Source organism: Streptomyces puniciscabiei (assembly GCF_006715785.1).
GTDB classification, from domain to species: Bacteria; Actinomycetota; Actinomycetes; order Streptomycetales; family Streptomycetaceae; genus Streptomyces; species Streptomyces puniciscabiei.
Genome location: NZ_VFNX01000001.1, coordinates 5,795,974 through 5,814,603, shown reverse-complemented (window position 1 = coordinate 5,814,603; position 18,630 = coordinate 5,795,974). Strand labels below are relative to the sequence as shown.

The 18,630-nt window shown below is 69.5% G+C and carries 20 protein-coding genes; 1 reads left to right on the top strand and 19 read right to left on the bottom strand.

Translation table 11 applies throughout. The features are described from left to right. Window positions 1-37: 37 nt before the first annotated feature. The 15 genes from FB563_RS26915 to FB563_RS26845 form a co-directional block, all read right to left on the bottom strand. On the bottom strand, window positions 38-658 hold the full coding sequence (locus FB563_RS26915; protein WP_142218945.1) for a GTP-binding protein: 621 nt from the start codon (window positions 656-658) through the stop codon (window positions 38-40). Beyond that, window positions 639-1,055 (bottom strand): DUF742 domain-containing protein, encoded by a 417-nt coding sequence (locus FB563_RS26910; protein WP_142218944.1) that lies wholly within the window; start codon window positions 1,053-1,055, stop codon window positions 639-641. The genes FB563_RS26915 and FB563_RS26910 overlap by 20 nt, the downstream gene beginning before the upstream one ends. Next, window positions 1,052-1,456, bottom strand: a complete 405-nt coding sequence (locus tag FB563_RS26905) for a roadblock/LC7 domain-containing protein (RefSeq protein ID WP_055709524.1) — start codon at window positions 1,454-1,456, stop codon at window positions 1,052-1,054. Before FB563_RS26905 ends, FB563_RS26910 begins: the two co-directional genes overlap by 4 nt. Beyond that, the gene (locus FB563_RS26900) at window positions 1,453-3,120 is read right to left on the bottom strand and encodes an ATP-binding protein (protein WP_234358009.1); all 1,668 of its coding nucleotides are present in this window, start codon (window positions 3,118-3,120) and stop codon (window positions 1,453-1,455) included. The genes FB563_RS26905 and FB563_RS26900 overlap by 4 nt, the downstream gene beginning before the upstream one ends. 334 nt (window positions 3,121-3,454) lie before the next feature. Then, the gene (locus FB563_RS26895; protein ID WP_055709522.1) at window positions 3,455-6,307 is read right to left on the bottom strand and encodes a DEAD/DEAH box helicase; all 2,853 of its coding nucleotides are present in this window, start codon (window positions 6,305-6,307) and stop codon (window positions 3,455-3,457) included. A 98-nt stretch (window positions 6,308-6,405) separates the two neighbouring features. After that, window positions 6,406-7,350: a twin-arginine translocase subunit TatC gene (gene tatC / locus FB563_RS26890; RefSeq protein ID WP_199832992.1), complete on the bottom strand. Its 945-nt coding sequence runs from the start codon at window positions 7,348-7,350 to the stop codon at window positions 6,406-6,408. Window positions 7,351-7,397: 47 nt separating this feature from the next. Then, window positions 7,398-7,682 carry a Sec-independent protein translocase subunit TatA gene (tatA, locus tag FB563_RS26885; RefSeq protein ID WP_055709520.1) on the bottom strand — a complete coding sequence of 95 codons (285 nt, stop codon included), beginning with the start codon at window positions 7,680-7,682 and terminating at the stop codon, window positions 7,398-7,400. A gap of 241 nt (window positions 7,683-7,923) precedes the next feature. Next, on the bottom strand, window positions 7,924-8,118 hold the full coding sequence (locus tag FB563_RS26880) for a hypothetical protein (protein ID WP_055709519.1): 195 nt from the start codon (window positions 8,116-8,118) through the stop codon (window positions 7,924-7,926). A 10-nt stretch (window positions 8,119-8,128) separates the two neighbouring features. Continuing rightward, the gene (locus tag FB563_RS26875) at window positions 8,129-8,389 is read right to left on the bottom strand and encodes a hypothetical protein (RefSeq protein ID WP_055709525.1); all 261 of its coding nucleotides are present in this window, start codon (window positions 8,387-8,389) and stop codon (window positions 8,129-8,131) included. 176 nt (window positions 8,390-8,565) lie between these two features. Next, complete coding sequence (locus tag FB563_RS26870) at window positions 8,566-9,558, bottom strand: helix-turn-helix transcriptional regulator (protein ID WP_055709518.1); 993 nt, start codon at window positions 9,556-9,558, stop codon at window positions 8,566-8,568. A gap of 17 nt (window positions 9,559-9,575) precedes the next feature. Beyond that, a complete protein-coding gene (locus FB563_RS26865) occupies window positions 9,576-10,529 on the bottom strand; it encodes a helix-turn-helix transcriptional regulator (RefSeq protein ID WP_055709517.1) in 954 nt (317 codons plus the stop codon). 168 nt (window positions 10,530-10,697) lie between these two features. Then, entirely contained in the window at window positions 10,698-11,069 is a 372-nt protein-coding gene (locus FB563_RS26860) for an FKBP-type peptidyl-prolyl cis-trans isomerase (RefSeq protein ID WP_055709516.1), read from the bottom strand. Between the two features lie 108 nt (window positions 11,070-11,177). Continuing rightward, a complete protein-coding gene (locus FB563_RS26855) occupies window positions 11,178-12,179 on the bottom strand; it encodes an FKBP-type peptidyl-prolyl cis-trans isomerase (RefSeq protein WP_055709515.1) in 1,002 nt (333 codons plus the stop codon). A 153-nt stretch (window positions 12,180-12,332) separates the two neighbouring features. Next, window positions 12,333-13,694 (bottom strand): Pup--protein ligase, encoded by a 1,362-nt coding sequence (gene pafA / locus FB563_RS26850; RefSeq protein ID WP_055709514.1) that lies wholly within the window; start codon window positions 13,692-13,694, stop codon window positions 12,333-12,335. 9 nt (window positions 13,695-13,703) lie between these two features. Next, window positions 13,704-14,963: an MFS transporter gene (locus FB563_RS26845; protein ID WP_142218943.1), complete on the bottom strand. Its 1,260-nt coding sequence runs from the start codon at window positions 14,961-14,963 to the stop codon at window positions 13,704-13,706. 94 nt (window positions 14,964-15,057) lie between these two features. Here FB563_RS26845 and FB563_RS26840 point away from each other — a divergent pair, with 94 nt between their 5' ends. Further along, a complete protein-coding gene (locus FB563_RS26840; protein WP_055705755.1) occupies window positions 15,058-16,074 on the top strand; it encodes a LacI family DNA-binding transcriptional regulator in 1,017 nt (338 codons plus the stop codon). Between the two features lie 85 nt (window positions 16,075-16,159). On the opposite strand, the gene prcA is transcribed toward FB563_RS26840, so the two are convergent. The 4 genes from prcA to FB563_RS26820 form a co-directional block, all read right to left on the bottom strand. Continuing rightward, window positions 16,160-16,912 carry a proteasome subunit alpha gene (gene prcA / locus FB563_RS26835; protein WP_055705754.1) on the bottom strand — a complete coding sequence of 251 codons (753 nt, stop codon included), beginning with the start codon at window positions 16,910-16,912 and terminating at the stop codon, window positions 16,160-16,162. Between the two features lie 62 nt (window positions 16,913-16,974). After that, window positions 16,975-17,820: a proteasome subunit beta gene (prcB, locus tag FB563_RS26830; protein ID WP_055705753.1), complete on the bottom strand. Its 846-nt coding sequence runs from the start codon at window positions 17,818-17,820 to the stop codon at window positions 16,975-16,977. Further along, window positions 17,772-18,365, bottom strand: a complete 594-nt coding sequence (locus FB563_RS26825) for an endonuclease VII domain-containing protein (RefSeq protein WP_079048725.1) — start codon at window positions 18,363-18,365, stop codon at window positions 17,772-17,774. The genes prcB and FB563_RS26825 overlap by 49 nt, the downstream gene beginning before the upstream one ends. 32 nt (window positions 18,366-18,397) lie before the next feature. After that, a complete protein-coding gene (locus FB563_RS26820; protein WP_055705752.1) occupies window positions 18,398-18,616 on the bottom strand; it encodes a ubiquitin-like protein Pup in 219 nt (72 codons plus the stop codon). Window positions 18,617-18,630: the final 14 nt, after the last annotated feature.

Sequence of the window (18,630 nt, the reverse complement as noted above, 5' to 3'; positions counted from 1 at the left end):
TCCGGAACGAAAAGGGTGGGGGTCGGTCGGCCGGGGTTCAGGCGAGGGCGCGGGACAGGGCGATCGAGTGCAGGAAGCGCATCAGGGTCATCAGCACGTCCTTGCTGGAGGCCCGGCGGCGTACGTCGCACTCGACGATCGGGATCTCCGGTGTCAGGTCGAGCGCGGTGCGCAGTTCCTCGACCGGGTAACGGGGCGCGTCCGGGAAGGAGTTGACGGCGACGACGAAGGGCACGCCGCGCTCCTCCAGGCGGCCCATGACGTCGAAGCTGACCTCCAGACGCCGGGTGTCGACGAGGACGACCGCGCCGAGCGCGCCCTCGAACAGTCCGTTCCACAGGAACCAGAAGCGTTCCTGGCCGGGGGTGCCGAAGAGGTAGAGCACCAGTTTGTCGGTGATGCTGATGCGGCCGAAGTCCATGGCCACGGTGGTTGCGGTCTTGGACTCGGAGCCGTAGTTGTCGTCCACGCCGATGCCGGCCTGGGTCATGGTCTCCTCGGTGGTCAGCGGCCTGATGTCGCTGACGGAACCGACCATGGTCGTCTTGCCGACACCGAAACCGCCCACGATCACGATCTTCACCGCGGTCTCGGCCGTGTGCGGCAGATGGTCCTCGGTGCGTGGTCCGGGGATGGTGTCAGAGCCGTTGAAGTCCATGCATCACCGCTTCGAGGAGTGAACGGTCGGGGAGCGCCCGGCGGACGACCGGGGCGCGCACCTGCACCAGTTCGGCCGTGATCAGCTCGGTGATCAGGACGGTCATCGCGCTGAACGGCAGGTTCAGGTAGGCCGAGAGCTCGGCCACGGACAGGGGGTTGGCGCAGAGCCGCAGGACGGAGGCCTGCTCCGGTGAGGCGGCCATCTGGGGCGCGTCGCGCGCCACGATCAACGTCACGAGGTCGAGTTCGGCGCGTGCGCCGTCCTCGGATCCGGCGACGGTGTACAGCCGTTCGGGGTTCTTGGGCTCGGCCTCACCGTCCGCCGGTGCGGGCGCCGGGGGCTGCGGGGGCGGCGGGGGTTTCGGCTCGCGCCGTTTGCGTCGTGGAGGAGTCATACGGTCTGCCCGTTCCGCCGGGGCGGACTGGTGAGGTGGGCCCCGATCCGGACGACGAGGTCGCGCATCATGCCGCTCATCCGGCCCGGCTCGCAGGTGACGTCGGCGAGCACGGCGAGGTAGGCGTTGTCACCGGCGTTCATCAGGTAGAAGTAGCCGCCCTCGATCTCGAAGACCACGACCTTCATGTCGCCGGCGCCGGGCAGCTCCTTGATGATGGCGCCGGCCAGGCTCTGCACGCCCGCGCAGGCGGCGGCCACGCGGTCGCAGGCGTCGGGGTCGCCGCCGTAGCGGGCGATGCGCAGTCCGTCGGCGGAGAGGACCACGATCATCTCGATGCCCGGCACGCCGTCGTTGAGCTGCTTGAGCATCCAGTCGATGTTGCCTCGCTGCTGGATCACTTGAGGTCCCCCTCGTCGTCGGCCTCGGTGGTGCCCTCGACGGGCTCGTCCGCATAGTCGTTGAGCAGGTGCACGTACTTTTCCGGGTGCCTCGTGAAGTCGGTGAGTTCGGGCCCGGTGGCGTCCTCGGGCATGCCCTTGCGCAGGCCGTTCCAGAAGTCCTCGATGCCCTGGCCGAGCGGCCGCTCCATGAGCTTCTTGCGCTCGGGGTCGATCTCGGGCTCCGGTGCGGGCTTGGGCTGCGACCAGATGGTGGGCCTGCCCTCGCGTTCGGCCTGCTCGACCTCTGCCTGCTCGGCGAAGCGCTGGCTGATCGGGGTCTTCATCCGGCTGCGGCGCTGCGGCAGGCCGCCCGCCGTCCACTCGGTGACCACCGGGACGTCGTCCTCCATGGAGATCCCGGCCGGGATCTTGGGGCTGGTGGGGCGGCGCCGCTTCGGCGGGCGCTTGGGGCCCTCGACCGCGCCGAGCGCGGGAATCGGCGTGCCGGTGGCGCCGATGCCGTGGGCGGCGCCGACACCGGGCTCGGTGGTGGTCATCACGCGCGGGACGACGAGGATCGCGCGGCAACCGCCGTAGGCGGAGGCCCGCAGCGAGACCTCCATGTCGAACATCTTGCACAGCCGGCCGACGACGGCGAGGCCGAGGCGCGGGTTCTCGCCGAGGTTGTGGGCGTCGTCGAGGTTCTTGGCGTCCTCGATCATCTTCTCGATGCGGGCGCGGGACTCCTCGCTGAGGCTGACGCCGGCGTCCTCGATCTCGATGGCGATACCGGCCTGCACCTCGGTGGCGGTGACGTGCACCTTGGCCGTGGGCGGCGAGTAGCGGGTGGCGTTGTCGAAGAGCTCGGCGGCGGCGTGGATGACCGGCTCGACGGAGGTGCCCTTGATGTTGATGTTGACGATGGAGTTCAGCTGGATGCGGCGGTACTCCAGGATGCGCGACATGGCACCGCGCAGCGTGCTGTAGAGGGAGACCGGCAGCGGCCACTGGCGGCCGGGACGGCCGCCGCCGAGGACGGAGATGGTGTCGGCGAGACGGCCGATCAGCGAGGTGCCGTGGTCGATGCGCAGCAGGTCGTCGAAGACCTCGGGGTTGCGGCCGTGGTCCTCCTCCATCTCCCGCAGTTCGTTGGACTGCTGGTGGACGATGGCCTGGACGCGGCGGGCGATGCTCACGAAGGAGCGCTCGGTGGCGTCGCGCATGTTGATCTCGCGGTCCACCGCGCGCATCGCGGCGCGGAACAGCTCCCGGTAGGAGTCGGGCAGGCCGCGCAGTTCGGGGTCGGCGTCGTAGCCGTTGACCATCACGTCGCGCAGCGGTTCTCCGGCCCGCAGCCGCAGATGGCCGTGGGGGATGACGTCGGTGGCGAAGCGCTGGATGAGGTCGTCGTGGGCGGCGAGCCGGTGCTCCAGATACGCGGTGTGACGGGCGTGCTCGGCCTGTTCCTCGTGGAGCCTCCTGCCGCGGCGGGCGGCCTCCGAGCCGGTGGCCAGGATCAGCAGCAGGGCCACCGCCCCGACCACGCCGACGGCGATCCGGGCCGACGCCGGCCCCAGGGCTACGGCCGCGGCGGTCGCGCCGGCCATCACTATGGCCGGCGGCAACAGGACGCGCGCGTAACGACGTTCACGGCCACCGGGAGGCTTCTGAACACTCACCATGGATGCCTTCTGAGATGAATCGGCTGGGTGTCGGGGGAGCTTTGAGGGGGAAGGTTCATGGAACTGTCGGGATCTATCGCATGTTTGGGAACAGACGCACGAATTCGCCTCAACTCGGTGCGCCGCGGGCGAGCTTAGTCCGACCGGATCATCGCCGTGTCATATTCGGCAAGCACCTGAAATCGCCCGTGCGGCAGGAGTACGCTCGGCTCCATTTACACGCTCGGCTTCGATTCGAACACGTTCGGTTACTATGTACGGGCGTGCGGAAGTGACTCACCGTGATAAGTGAAAAGGGGGGCCGAAACGGCCCCCCTGGCACCCGCAGGTGCGGCTACCCCACCGAGGAGTAGGCGACGACTCCCCGCAGCAACTGGTCGACGGCCTTGCGCGCGGCCTTCGCCACGGTCGAGCCCTCCGCCGGAGCCGCCGCGGAGATCTGGCCCAGCACGTCGATCACCTGCTTGCACCAGCGCACGAAGTCCCCCGCGGGCATGTCCGCCTCGCGCAGCACCTCGTCGAGCCCCTTGCCCGAGGCCCACATGTACGCGGCCCAGGCGAAGCCGAGGTCCGGCTCACGCTGCCCGACGCCCTCGGTCTGGTTGATCCGGAACTCCTCCTCCAGACCGTCGAGCCGGCCCCAGATCCGGACCATCTCGCCGAGTGCGGCCTTCGCGCTGCCCGAGGGCAGCTTGGGCGCCATCGCGTCGTCGCCGACCCGTGCCTCGTACACCAACGCCGATGCGCAGGCGGCGAGTTCGGCCGGGCCGAGCCCCTCCCAGACCCGTTCGCGCAGGCATTCGCTGGCCAGCAGGTCGAGTTCGCCGTACAGCCGGGCCAGGCGCTTGCCGTGCTCGGTGACCTCGTTGCCGCGCAGGTAGTCCAGCTCGGTCAGCAGGGCCACGATCCGGTCGAAGGTCCGCGCGATGGTGTTCGTACGGCCCTCGATGCGGCGCTCCAGCTGTGAGGTGTCGCGCAGCAGCCGGTGGTAGCGCTCGGCCCAACGGGCGTGGTCCTCACGGTCGTTGCAGCCATGGCAGGGATGCGCGCGGATCGCGGTGCGCAGCCGGGCGATCTCGCGGTCGTCGGCGGCCTGCGAGCGCTTCTTGCGGGCCCGCTCCGGCGGGATGTGCCCGGCCTTGGTGCGCAGCGCGGAGGCGAGGTCCCTGCGGGACTGCGGCGAGCGCGGGTTGAACGACTTCGGGATCCGCATCCGGTCCAGCGGCTCGACCGGCACCGGGAAGTCCATCGACGCCAGCCGCTTGACCTGCCGCTCGGCGGTCAGCACCAGCGGGCGCGGGCCGTCGAGGTGGTCCAGGCCGCGGTGGCCGTTGGACCGGCCGGCGGGCAGACCGGGGTCCAGCACCAGGGCCAGGCCGGCGTACTTGCCGGTGGGGACGTGGATGACGTCGCCCGGCTTCAGCCGCTCCAGGGCGACGGCGGCCTCCGCACGGCGCTGGGCCGCGCCCTGCCGGGCCAGCTCGGTCTCCCGGTCCTTCAGCTCGCGGCGCAGCCGCGCGTACTCCTCGAAGTCGCCGAGGTGGCAGGTCATGGAGGCCTTGTAACCGGCCAGACCCTCTTCGTTGCGCTGCACCTGGCGGGAGATCCCGACGACCGACTTGTCGGCCTGGAACTGCGCGAAGGACGTCTCCAGCAGCTCGCGGCTGCGGTGCCGGCCGAACTGCTCGACCAGGTTGACCGCCATGTTGTACGACGGCTTGAAGCTGGAGCGCAGCGGGTACGTGCGGGTACCCGCGAGACCGGCGAGGTGCTCGGGGCTCATGCCGCGCTGCCACAGCACGACGGCGTGGCCCTCGACGTCGATGCCCCGGCGGCCGGCCCGGCCGGTGAGCTGGGTGTACTCGCCCGGCGTGATGTCGGCGTGCTGCTCGCCGTTCCACTTCACGAGCTTCTCCAGCACCACCGAGCGGGCGGGCATGTTGATGCCGAGCGCGAGGGTCTCGGTCGCGAACACCGCCTTGACCAGGCCGCGGACGAACAGCTCCTCGACGACCTCCTTGAAGGTCGGCAGCATGCCCGCGTGATGGGCGGCGATACCGCGCTCCAGGCCCTCCAGCCACTCGTAGTACCCGAGGACATGCAGGTCCTCCGGCGCGATGTGCGCGGTGCGCTCCTCGACCAGGGCACGGACCTGTTCCCGCGCCTCCTCGTCGTTCAGCCTCAGGCCCGCGTACAGGCACTGCTGCACGGCCGCCTCGCACGCGGCGCGGCTGAAGATGAAGGTGATGGCCGGGAGCAGGCCCTCGGAGTCCAGTCGCTCGATGACCTCGGGCCGTCCCGGTGTCCACACCCGCGAGCGCTGTCTGCGCTCGCGCTCCCGGTCGGCCTCGCGCATCGCGCGGCCGCGTCTGCGGTCCTGGTACGACGGCCGGGTCGCCTCCATGCGGGCGAGACGGACCAGGTCGGGGTTGACGGCCTTCTTGTGGCCCTCGCCCTCCTCGAACAGGTCGTACATCCGCCGCCCGGCCAGCACGTGCTGGAACAGCGGCACGGGCCGGTGCTCGGCGACGATCACCTCGGTGTCGCCACGCACGGTGTCCAGCCAGTCACCGAACTCCTCGGCGTTGGAGACGGTCGCCGACAGCGACACCAGGGTCACCGATTCGGGGAGGTGGATGATCACCTCTTCCCAGACGGCGCCGCGGAAGCGGTCGGAGAGGTAGTGCACCTCGTCCATGACCACGTAGCCGAGGCCGAGGAGGGTCTGGGAGCCGGCGTAGAGCATGTTCCGCAGGACCTCGGTGGTCATCACGACCACCGGGGCGTCGGAGTTCACGCTGTTGTCGCCGGTGAGCAGGCCGACCTTGCCGGTGCCGTAGCGGCGGCACAGGTCGGCGTACTTCTGGTTCGACAGCGCCTTGATGGGTGTCGTGTAGAAGCACTTCTTGCCCTGCCCGAGGGCGAGGTGGACGGCGAACTCGCCCACGATCGTCTTGCCCGAGCCGGTGGGGGCGGCCACCAGTACGCCCTTCCCCGCCTCGAGTGCCTCGCAGGCCTCGATCTGGAAGGGGTCGAGGCCGAAGTCGTACATCTCGCGGAAGGACGCGAGCGCGGTGGCCTGCTCGGCTGCCCGCCTGCGGGCTGCCGCGTACCGCTCGGCCGGAGAGAGGTCCTCTGTCATCGTGCTTTCGAGCGTACCGGGCCCCACTGACAACAGGACGATCATTATCCGGAACGTGGGCTGATCGACCAACGCCGATGCCCCCGTCCCTCATCAGGGAGCGGGGGCATCGTGCGTGGTTCGCCGGGCGCGGGGCGCCGGGCTCAGGTGACGTCGTCGTAGCCGTTGATCCGGTCCGGGCCGGCCTGCTCGGGCAGGGCCCGGCTGGCGGCGACGGGCTCGACCTCGCCGATGTCCTCGGGCGTGAGGTCCAGCTCGGAGGCCTCGTCGTCGGCGGGACCCGCCGCCTCGCGGCGCGCCCGGCGCCGGTCGTTGAGCAGCGAGATGGCCACGGCGATGAAGTACAGCGCCCAGATCGGCGCCGCCAGTGCCAGCATCGTCCCCGGGTCGGGGCTGGGCGTGGCCGCGGCCGCGAAGGCCGCGATGCCGACCACCATGCCGCGCCACCAGCCGAGCATCCGCCGGCCGGACAGGACGCCGGTGAGGTTCAGCATGACCAGCAGCAACGGCATCTCGAAGGCGAGTCCGAAGACGACGACCATGCGCGTGACCAGGTCGAGCAGGTCGTCCAGCGGCAGCAGGTTCTCGGCGCCGCTGGGCGTCAGGTCGATCAGCACCTTCGCCGTCATCGGCAGGATGTTGTAGGCGAGGTAGCCGCCGCCGAGGAAGAGCGGGAAGCCGAATCCGACGAACGCGTAGGCGTACTTCTTCTCGTGCCGGTGCAGACCCGGCGCGACGAAGGCCCACAGCTGGTAGAGCCAGATCGGTGCCGCCAGCACGACGCCCGTGGTCAGCGCCACCTTCAGAGCCAGCGTGAACGGCGCCAGCAGGCCGCTGACCGTGATGTGCGCACAGTGAACGTTCTTGGTCTTGGCCAGCTCCCCGAAGGATTGCCCGCAACCGACCGAGTCCAGCACCGGCCTGGTGATGATGTCGATGATGTCCTTGTAGAAGAAGGCCGCGATCACCGCGACGACGATGATCGCCAGGATGCCCTTCGCGAGCCTGTTGCGCAGCTCACGCAGGTGATCCCCGAGCGGCATCCGCCCCTCGGGATCTCTCTCCTTCTTGCGGGCAGACTTGAGCAACCCACATCCTCATCTCATGCAGCGGACCGGATGTCCCGGTCCTCGCCTCAGCGCTGGGTCGTGTCCGTCGGCTCGCTGACCGGCCGCGAGCTGGTCACGTCGCCGGGCGCGGCCTGAATGGTGCGCTGGGCAGGGGACGGCTCCTCGGCGGGCTCAGGGGCGTTGTAGGCCTGCTTGCCCTCTTCCTTCATCGCCTTGGCCTCGCTCTTCAGGATGCGCGCGGACTTGCCGAGCGAACGCGCCATGTCCGGAAGCTTCTTGGAGCCGAACACGAGGACGATCACGAGAATCAGCAGCACCAGGTGCCACGGCTCGAGTGCGCCACGAAACATAAGTCTTCACCTTCTCGCTGAGGCGGGGCGGCGGGGCCTGTCCGACGGGTCGGACAACTGTCTGACCATCGTGCTGGCAGCGATCGTAACGCCCGGGGGTGAACGTAGAACAATCCCCGTGCGTACTCCCACTCCCTCTGCGGACCGCGCCTCAATTCTCCGGGCCGCGATCAGCAGCGTACCTGGACGGACCGGTCGGGTGACAGGGCGAAGTGACCCAAAGCGCACAGCCGTGCGATCGTCACAGCGCGTCCACAGCCCGGGCCGCGCCGGCCGCCGCCCGCTCCAGGTCCTCGGCCGCCCTGTTGATGCGGCGCGCGGAGTCGGCGACCTGGTGCCCGAGACGCCGCGCCTCCAGGAAGACCCGGACGGCGAGCACCCCCAGCACCGCGAGACCCAGGAAACCCAGCACTACCGCGAACATCGGCCAGAACATGACGTCGAGACTAGACGGTGGTGTGCAGCCGCAGCGTGCGGACCCCACCGCCGGTGAGCAGCTCGACGATGCGTTCCCCCGCGGGCTTGCGGACGGCGGCGCCGCACTCGGGGCAGGTGAAGGAGTAGAACGTCGTCCGGCTGGTGGCACCGATGGCGAGCCGCAGCGCGCTCGCGGCGAGCTCGAAGCGGCCCCGGCAGTCCGGGCAGCCCGCCTTGAACACCACGGGGACCGCTCTCTTCATCCCGGCGAAGGCGGCCGCCACCGTCATCTCACCCGAACCGGACACCGGAGACTCGCTCACAGCCCTCGCTCCTTCTCTCGGTCGTTCGCCCAGCGCGTCGCTGGAGTGCCACAGTCCGCCGTCCGGCGTCTGCGGCACCGTTGTGGCTCGTCGCGCCCCCGCGGCGGAGCCGCGTCTTCACCACGGCCCCGCGCCCCGGCGGCTCACTCCGACGGCGCCGTGTCGTACGCCGCCAGGGCCTGCGCCGCCGCGCTCCGGGCGCTCTCCGCAAGCTCCGGCGGGGAGACGATCCGGCCGTCGCGGCCGAGCCGCAGGGCCAGGCGGCGCAGGGAGGCCGGGTCGGGGGTGCGCAGAGTGATACGCAGCCCGCCGTCGGCAAGCTCATCGGCGCTGTCGTGCGGGTAGTACTCGGCCACCCAGCGGCCGCCCGGGCCGACCTCGACGACGACCTCAGGGTCCTCGGCGGCCGGCTGCACCAGGGCCTCGGAAAGGTCGCGCAGCTCTATCTCGGGCGGCGCGGACGGCTCGTCCAGGATGCGGATCTCCGCGACCCGGTCGAGGCGGAAGGTGCGCCGGGCCTCGGAGCGGCGGCACCAGGCCTCGACATAGGTGTGGCCGACGCTGACCAGGCGGATCGGGTCGATCTCGCGCTCGGTGACCTCGTCACGGGCCGGGGAGTAGTAGCGGATCCACAGCCGGCGGCGCTCGGAGATCGCCCGGTCGACGTCCGCGAAGACCCCGCCCTCGGACTCGAAGGTCACCGACAGCCGGGAACTGGCACCGGCGGTCTCACCGGCGGCGGCCTCCACCTTCGCGGTGGCCCGCAGCAGGGCCTGACGGTCGCTCTCGCGCAGGCCCGGCAGGGTCGAGACCGCGCGGGCGGCCACCAGCAGCGCGGTGGCCTCGTCGGCGGCCAGCCGCAGCGGCTCGGCAGCCTCCTCGCCCAGCGCGGCCGGATTGTGCCACCAGATCCGCTCGCCGTCGGTGTCGATGTCCAGCAGGTCGCCGCCGCGGAAGCTGGTGCCGCACATCGGCAGCAGATCGAGGTCGGCGACGAGCTCGTCCTCGGTGATCCCGAAGGCGCGCGCGACGTCCGCGATGCGGGCGCCGGGCCGCTCCCTGAGATACGTCACCAGGGACAGCATCCGCCGGGTCTGGTCGATGGCGTTCACGGGCCTGACCGGTTTGCCTGCCACAGTCCTGCTTCCCCCTGTCAGCCCTTGGCCACGGCACGCAGCCGGTCCACCACGTCCGCACGCAGCTCGGCCGGCTCCAGGACCACCACGTCCGGCCCGAACTCCACCAGCCAGGCGTCCAGGCCGTGCCCGTACGGAATCTCCAACTCGTCCCAGCCGTCGCCGAGTTCCCGCACCCCGGTGGCCTTCGCCCGAAGGGGGTAACCCGCGCCGGAGCGCAGCCGGATCAGCGCCGTACCGTCGGCGATCTCGCCCGCCCAGCTCGCCACGGTCTCGCGCACGGTGACGACGTCGGGCACGGGCGCGGTGAAGCCCGTACCGCGCGAGCGGACCCGGCCGGTGATCCTGGAGAGCCGGAAGACGCGCTCGGCACCCCGGTCCCGGTCGAAACCGGCCAGGTACCAGTGGCCGCGCCAGCACTCCAGCGCCCATGGCTCCACATGCCGGGGCTCGGGGTGGGCGGCGGAGGCCTTGCGGTAGTCGAAGACGACCGGGCGGCGGTCCCGGCAGGCCAGCATCAGCGGCTCGAAGGCGGCCTCGTGCACCGGGATACGGGGCTCCAGGGCGCCGTGCGCCTCGTACGGGTCGACGTCCTCGGGCAGCCCCGCGGCGCGCAGCTTCTGCAGGGCACCGCTGGCCGCGCCGGCGAGCCGGGCCTGCTGCCACACCTTCGCGGCCAGCCCCAGCGCCGCGGCCTCCTCGGCGTCCAGGGTGATGGGCGGCAGCCGGTTGCTGTCCCGGCGGGCGAGGTAGCCGACCTCGCCGTCCAGGTTCTCCACCGTCTCGATGACCAGGCCCAGCTCGCGCAGATCGTCCTTGTCCCGCTCGAACATCCGGTTGAAGGAGTCGTCACTGCCCGCTTCGAGGTAGGCCTCGATGGACTCCCGCAGCTCACGCTTGCTGAGAGGCCGCCGTGTGCCGAGCAGACACAGCGCGAGGTTCATCAGCCGCTCGGCCTTGGCAATGGCCATCGACGCCCTTCACCTTTCCTAGTGCTTCCGACCGATGACCGTACCGCTCCCGGGTGCGGTGGCAAAAGCCGAGGGCCCATGCCCGGGCAGGCATGGGCCCCAGGTGATCGGAACCGGTCGGATCCGGCCGGTCGATCAGGTGTCGATCAGAAGGGAACCGGGCGGGGCTCAGACGCCCAGCAGGTCCACCACGAAGATCAGCGTCTCGCCCGGCTTGATCGCCGGGGTCGGGCTCTGGTTGCCGTAGGCGAGGTGGGCGGGGATGGTCAGCTGGCGACGGCCACCGACCTTCATGCCCTGCACACCCAGGTCCCAGCCCTTGATGACACGGCCGCCGCCCAGCGGGAAGCGGAACGGAGTGCCACGGTTCCAGCTGGCGTCGAACTCCTCGCCGGTGCTGAAGGCGACACCCACGTAGTGGACGGTGACGGTCTGACCCGCCTGCGCCACCGGCCCGTCGCCCTCCCAGATGTCCTTGATCTCCAGGTCCGCCGGGGGCTCGCCACCCGGGAAGTCGATCTCGGGCTTATCGATGCTCACGTCAAAAGCTCCTGCTTGTGTACGACACGAAACGCCGACAGTCTTTCATCTCCGCACCCTGCCGCCCGCCATGGACACCGGCTCTCCGACCGGCCCGGACAACGCCGGCTACATCGCCGCGAGAATGTCCACCGTGTAGACGAGCGTGGAGTCCTTCTTGATGACACCCCCGGCCGGAGGGGTGGTGTAGCCCAGCTCCGGCGGTACGACGACCAGCACGCGGCTGCCCACCTTCTTGCCGGTCAGGCCCTGCGCCAGCCCCTTGACCAGCTGCTCGATGCGCGGCAGCGAGAGCTGGCTGAGCCGTCCCGAGCCGTACGTCTGCCCCAAGGTCTTGCCGCTCTCCCACACCAGACCCTGGAACTGGCACAGAGCCGCCTGGTCCGCCTTGAGCGCGGGGCCGTCGCCCTCCAGGACGTAGACCGACACGAGCTTCTTCGGCGGGGCGGCCTTGGGCACGGTGACCTTGGGGGCGGCGCCGTCCGTGTTCGTGGCGACCTTCGGCAGCGCCGCGTCGGTCTGCGGGACCGGCTTGCCGTGGGAGGAGCTCTTGGAGTTGAAGACATCGATCAGGTCGACGACGAAGACCATCGTGTCGGTGCCCTTGATGCCCGCCTGCGGCTCACCCGACGTGCCGTAGCCCCAGGTGGGCGGCACCGCCATCAGGACACGGCTGCCGGCCTTCCTGCCCGTCAGCCCGTACCGCCAGCCGTCGATGCTGCTGCCCTGCGCGAGTTGAATGACCAGCGGGACCTTGCGGTCGTAGGAATTGTCGAAGACCTTGCCCGTGTCCCAGATCTGACCCAGGTAGTTCGCCTGGACGAAGTCGTTCTCCGCGACCGTACGACCACCGCCCGCGATCACCGTCTTCACCGCCAGGTTCTTCGACGGCTCGCCCGGACCCTTGGCCACCGTCGGCTTCTCACCGAACCTGGTGCCCGCCGTGATCGCCGGCAACGGCCCCTCGACGATCTTCGGCGGAGGCACCGAGGACACCGAGGGCGACGGCGAGGCACTCGCCTTGCTCGAGCCGGACTTGCCGTCACCGCAACCGGCGACAGTGACCAGTCCTGCGGGTACGGCAGCGAGGAGAAGGGAACGTCGGCGCACGGAAGAGCCTCGTAATCGATCGATCTTGCGGATGGCGTGCGCGCAACTCTACGACGCGAGAAGGGCGCCGTACGGAAAACGTACGACGCCCGTGTGGCGTTCCGGCATTACGCGGCAATAGGCACCCGAAACGCTCGACTCGCCCGCTTTTCGTCACATCCCGGCGATCAGCTTCTCCACCCGGTCGTCCACCGAACGGAACGGGTCCTTGCACAACACGGTGCGCTGCGCCTGGTCATTGAGCTTCAGATGCACCCAGTCGACCGTGAAGTCCCTGCGCTGCTCCTGTGCCCGCCGGATGAAGTCACCGCGCAGCCGCGCCCGAGTGGTCTGCGGCGGAACCGACTTGCCCTCGAAGATCTTCAAGTCGTTGCAGACCCGGGCCGCCTGACCCTTCTTCTCCAGCAGGTAGTACAGACCCCGACGACGATGGATGTCGTGGTACGCGAGGTCTATCTGCGCGACCCGCGGATGCGACATCGTCATGTTGTTCTTGGCCCGGTACCGCTCGATGAGCTTGTACTTCATCACCCAGTCGATCTCGGTGGCGATCCGGTCCAGTTCCTCGGTCTCGATCGCGTCCAGCGTACGGCCCCACAGCTCCAGGACCTGCGCGACCGTACCCGTACGGATCCCGCGCCGGTCGCAGAAGTCCACGGCCTTGTCGAAGTACTCCCGCTGCACCTCCAGCGCCGACGCCTCCCGGCCGCTGGCCAGACGCACCTTGCGCCGGCCCGTGATGTCATGGCTGACCTCACGGATCGCCCGGATCGGGTTCTCCAGCGTCAGGTCACGCATCACGGTGCCCGCCTCGATCATGCGCAGCACCAGATCCGTGGCACCGACCTTCAGCAGCATCGTCGTCTCGGACATGTTCGAGTCACCGACGATGACATGCAGCCGGCGGTAACGCTCGGCGTCCGCGTGCGGCTCGTCACGGGTGTTGATGATCGGCCTCGAACGGGTCGTCGCCGAGGACACACCCTCCCAGATGTGCTCCGCACGCTGACTCACGCAGTACACCGCACCACGCGGCGTCTGCAGCACCTTCCCGGCACCGCACAGCAGCTGCCGGGTCACCAGGAACGGGATCAGGATGTCCGCGAGCCGCGAGAACTCCCCGTGCCGCGCCACCAGATAGTTCTCATGGCAGCCGTAGGAGTTGCCCGCCGAGTCGGTGTTGTTCTTGAACAGGTAGACGTCGCCCGCGATTCCCTCCTCGTGCAGGCGTCGCTCCGCGTCCACCAGGAGTCCTTCGAGAATGCGCTCGCCGGCCTTGTCGTGGGTGACCAGTTCGATCACGTTGTCACATTCCGGGGTCGCGTATTCCGGATGTGAGCCCACGTCGAGATAGAGCCGGGCGCCGTTTCGCAGAAAGACATTGCTGCTGCGGCCCCATGACACGACACGGCGGAAGAGGTACCGCGCCACCTCGTCAGGAGACAGGCGCCGCTGTCCCCTGAACGTGCACGTGACGCCGTACTCGTTCTCCAGCCCGAAAATGCGGCGGTCCATGACTGAACATTACGCCCGATCCCCCGAGCTGAAACGGGGTTCGACAGCACGATTTGGATCATTTTCCGGTGAACACGCAACGACCCCGCCCCGCGCGGGAGCTGCGAGGACCCTCCCCGTGGCCAGCAGCACCAGCAACGACACCGCCCCCGCCGCCCCCGGAACCGCGAACCCCCACACCGTGCCACCGGCCTGCACCACCGGCCCCGCAACCCCCGTACCCACCGACGCACCCACCGTGAACGTCGTCACGAGCCAGGAGAACGCCTCGGTGACCGTCCCACCCGGCGCATGCCGGTCCACGATGATGAACGCACAGGCGATGCACGGCGCGAGAAACACCCCCGAGACCACCGTGAGCAGCACCATCGCCACCGCGCCCGGCACCAGCAGCAACGGCAGGTAACACACCGCCAGAAGAGCCACCAGCACCCGCAGTCGCCGCTCCGGCGAACCCGCCCACCGACGGGCCCCGTACACCGTGCCACCGGCCAGCGCACCCAGCCCCAGCCCCGCCATCATCCAGCCGTACACCGCGTCACCGCCATGACCGTCGGCGTACGACACCGACGCCACCGTGATCGAGCCCAGCGCGATCCCCACGAACAGGAAGGCACCCAGCAGGGCGAGCAGACCCGGCGAGCGCAGCGCACCCAGCCAGTGCGCCTCACGCGGCGCCGACCGCCACGCGCGCGAGGGCGGCGACACCACCACGGACAGCGCACCCAGCACACCCAGCAGGTTCAGCACCAGCAGAGCCGCGCGCGCGTCCCACAACGACACGCACAGCGTCACCAGCAGCGGCCCGACCGTGAACATGACCTCCTGCGCGATCGCGTCCATGGCGTACGCCGTGTGCACCTGCTCCTCACGGCCCAGCACCGACGGCCACAGCGCACGCAGGCCCCCCTCCAGCGGCGGAGTGAACAGACCGGCCGCCGCCACCGCCCCGTACGCCAGCGGCAGCGGATCGGTGCCGGAGAACGCGAAGACCGCCATGGACACGGCCGCGAGAACCGCCGCCGGCAACTGGACACGCGGCTGGCCGTGCAGATCCACGAGCCGCCCCAGCACCGGCTGGCCCACCGCGTTGGCGACGCCGTAGACCGCGGCGAGAGCACCGGCGAGGCTGTAGGTACCGCCCTCGGCGCGCACGAACAGCACCAGGGCGATCGCGGCCGTCGCGTTCGGCAGCCGGCCCACCAGGGTGCCGGTGAGCAGCCGCAGCGCATGCCGCGCCCGGAGTATCTCCAGATATCCCGTGGCCATGTGCGCCCTCCAGCCTCAAGTTTTACGTATAACGTCGCTTCTCATACGTACCATGTGCGCTGTTCACACGTCCACATGAAGGGGCAGGCCCACGGTGGCACGCAGCAGCACGCGCCCGACCAGCCGGGACGTCGCCCAGGCGGCCGGAGTCTCCCAAGCCGCCGTCTCCCTCGTGCTGGGCGACAAATGGCGCGGCCGGGTCTCCGAAACCACCGCCGAACGAGTCCGCCACGCCGCACGCGAACTCGGCTACCGCCCCAACCTCGCCGCCCGCAACCTCCGCCTCGGCCACACCCGCACCGTCCTCCTCGTGGTACCCGCACTCACGACAGAGTTCTTCGCCGTCGTCTACACCGGCGCCGCACGCGTGGCAGCCGAAAACGGCTTCGGCGTCGTCCTCTACCCCTCCCCCGAAGGAATCGGCCCCGCCCGAGACCCCTTCGCCTCCGCGCAGACCGCCCTCGACGGCGTCATCGCCTCCTCCATGGCCGCCGACGCCCTCACCGCCATCCACGGCGACCAACTGCCCCTCGTGATGCTCGACAGCGACCCAGCAGGCAGCCTCGGCGCCGCCACCGTCAACCTCGACATCGCCGACGGCTTCCGCCAGGTCACCGACCACCTCCTCGGCCTCGGCCACCGCCGCATCCTGCACCTCGCCGCCGACGTGCCCTCCTGGACCTTCGACGTACGCGCGCGGGAACTGGCGACACGCCTCGCCGCCGTACCGGGCACCCACGTACGTACGGCCCGGGCACCCATCTCCATCGAAGGCGCCCTCACCGCCACCGAGGCCGCACTCACCGCACCCGGACCCCGGCCCACCGCCGTCGTCTGCGACGACGACAAACTCGCCGCCGGCGCCTACAAGGCCCTGCGCCGCCTCGGCCTGCGCATCCCCGACGACATCTCCGTCACCGGCGTCGACGACCTCGGCCTCGCCACCGCCATCGACCCCGAACTGACCACCGTACGACTCGACGCCGAACTCTTCGGCGAACGCGGCATGCACGCGCTCCTCGCCGTCCTGGAAGGCCGCGAGCCGCAGAGCGGGGACATCCCGGTCCAGCTGGTCGTGCGGGGCTCCACCGCACCGCCACGGGCCGCCTAGACGGCCCGCGCCGGTCCCGGAACGCCCTGTGCCCCGGCCAGGAGAACGGCCGGGGCACACGAGAGCAGACAAACAGAGCGGCGGGTCACTCCTCCTCGGAGCTGTCCTCCTCGGCACTCTCCGCCTCGGTGGCCGCACCGTCCGCCGCCAGCAGACGCGACAGCTGACGCCCGACGATCCGCTTGAACTTGCGCTTCTGCGGACGCGTACGATCCAGCACCGCCACCTCGAGGCGCTCCGCCGGAATCTCCCGCTCACTGCCGTTCGTGTCACGCGACAGCGCCTGCACGGCCAGCTTCAGAGCCTCCGCCAGCGACATCCCGTCCCGGTGACGCTGATCCAGGAAACTGCTGATCTGCTCGGCATTACCACCCACCGCGACCGAGCCGTGCTCGTCCACGATCGACCCGTCATGCGGCAGCCGATAGATCTGGTCCCCCTCCGGGGTCTCCCCCACCTCCGCCACGACCAGCTCCACCTCGTACGGCTTCTCCGCCGCCGAGGAGAAGATCGTGCCGAGCGTCTGGGCGTAGACGTTGGCCAGACCACGGGCGGTCACATCATCACGGTCATAGGTGTAACCGCGCAGGTCGGCGTACCGGACACCACCGATGCGCAGGTTCTCGTACTCGTTGTACTTGCCGGCGGCCGCGAAACCGATCCGGTCATAGATCTCGCTGAACTTGTGCAGCGCACGGGACGGGTTCTCACCGACGAACACAATGCCGTCGGCATACTGCAGCACCACAAGACTCCGGCCACGGGCGATGCCCTTCCGGGCGTACTCCGCACGGTCGGCCATGGCCTGCTGGGGGGAGACATAGAACGGCGTCGACACCGGTTATCCGTCCCTTTCTGTCATGGTCACTGGATCACCTTGATAAGAACCGGGGCCCGCACTCAGAGCAGGGCGGCCTTCGGACCGTCCGGCTCCTCCAGGCGCCTCTGCAGCACCGCACGAGCGAGCCCGGAGGACTCCTCCTCCGTCAGCCGACGGAAACCGTCCTCGGTGATCACGGTGATGATCGGGTAGATCCGGCGGGCGACATCGGGACCACCGGTCGCCGAGTCGTCGTCAGCCGCGTCATAGAGGGCCTGCACCACCAGGGTGGTCGCCTGCTCCTCGCTCAGGTCGTCACGGAACAACTTCTTCAACGAGCCACGCGCGAAGATCGAGCCCGAGCCCGTCGCCGCGAAGTTGGTCTCCTCGCTGCGGCCACCCGTCACGTCGTACGAGAAGATCCGCCCCTTCTCCCGGTCCACGTCGTACCCGGCGAAGAGCGGGACCACCGCCAGCCCCTGCATGGCCATGCCCAGGTTGGAGCGGATCATGGTGGACAGCCGGTTCGCCTTGCCCTCCAGCGACAGCTGAGCACCCTCGACCTTCTCGAAGTGCTCCAGCTCCAGCTGGAAGAGCTTCACCATCTCCACGGCCAGGCCGGCGGTACCGGCGATACCCACGGCGGAGTACTCGTCCGCCGGGAACACCTTCTCGATGTCCCGCTGAGCGATGACGTTGCCCATGGTGGCCCGACGGTCGCCGGCCAGCACCACGCCCCCCGGGAAGGTCACGGCGACGATGGTGGTGCCGTGGGGCGCCTCGATCACCCCCTGGGTGGGCGGCAGCTGCCGGTTTCCGGGCAACAGCTCGGGCTGGTGCTCGGACAGGAAGTCCATGAAGGATGAGGACCCTGGCGTCAGGAAGGCAGCTGGTAGACGCCCGGTGCCACGAGAGTTGGCTTCCACAAGTTTCCTTCCAGATAGGCGGCGGCTCGGCGAGCAGCGCCTGGGTCGTCGCGCAACTTGCCGATGGCCGAATTGCAGTTGAAGCACAGTACGCCACGGACCCTACCCGTCTTGTGGCAGTGATCCACATGCGCGGGCGCGGCAGCCAGACAGATCGCACAGAGGCCGCGCTGAGCGGCGATCATTGCGTCCCGCTCGGCTTCGGTGAGGCCGTAGTTTCGCTTGAGATGGTGCTGCCGACCCTTCATCGCCTTGCACGCCTTACAGAGAGTCGCCAGGCCATCCGAGGCGCTGCTGTTCCGCGACCACTCGCTGTGCGGTTTGATCTCGCCGCAAGTCCGGCAGTACTTGTGGCCCGGCGGCACTTTCACCCTTGGCCGAACGTTGCGCCCCTTAGCCACCTGCCGCTGCTGGTGGTAGGCCGCCGCGCACTCACGGCAATAGACCTGGAGGCCATCCCTCATCGACTTGTTTCGCGCGAACGCTGCCCGCGGCTTGTGCTGCTTACACCGCGAGCAGCGCTTAACGCCTTCTTCGCTCCCCAAGACAGATCCCCCTGCAGCCTTCGATTCAAAGGCTACTGGCCGCCTTTCTGAACGAAGCTTCGAACGAAGTCCTCTGCGTTCTCCTCGAGCACATCATCGATTTCGTCCAGCACCGAGTCCACGTCGTCCGACAACTTCTCGTGCCGCTCCTTGAGGTCCTCCGAAGCCTGCGCTTCCTGCGTCTGCTCCTCGACCTCTTCGGTGGCCCGCGTCGCCTTCTGCTGACCGCCGCCGGTGTCCTTGGTTGCCATAACCCTCACCCCGC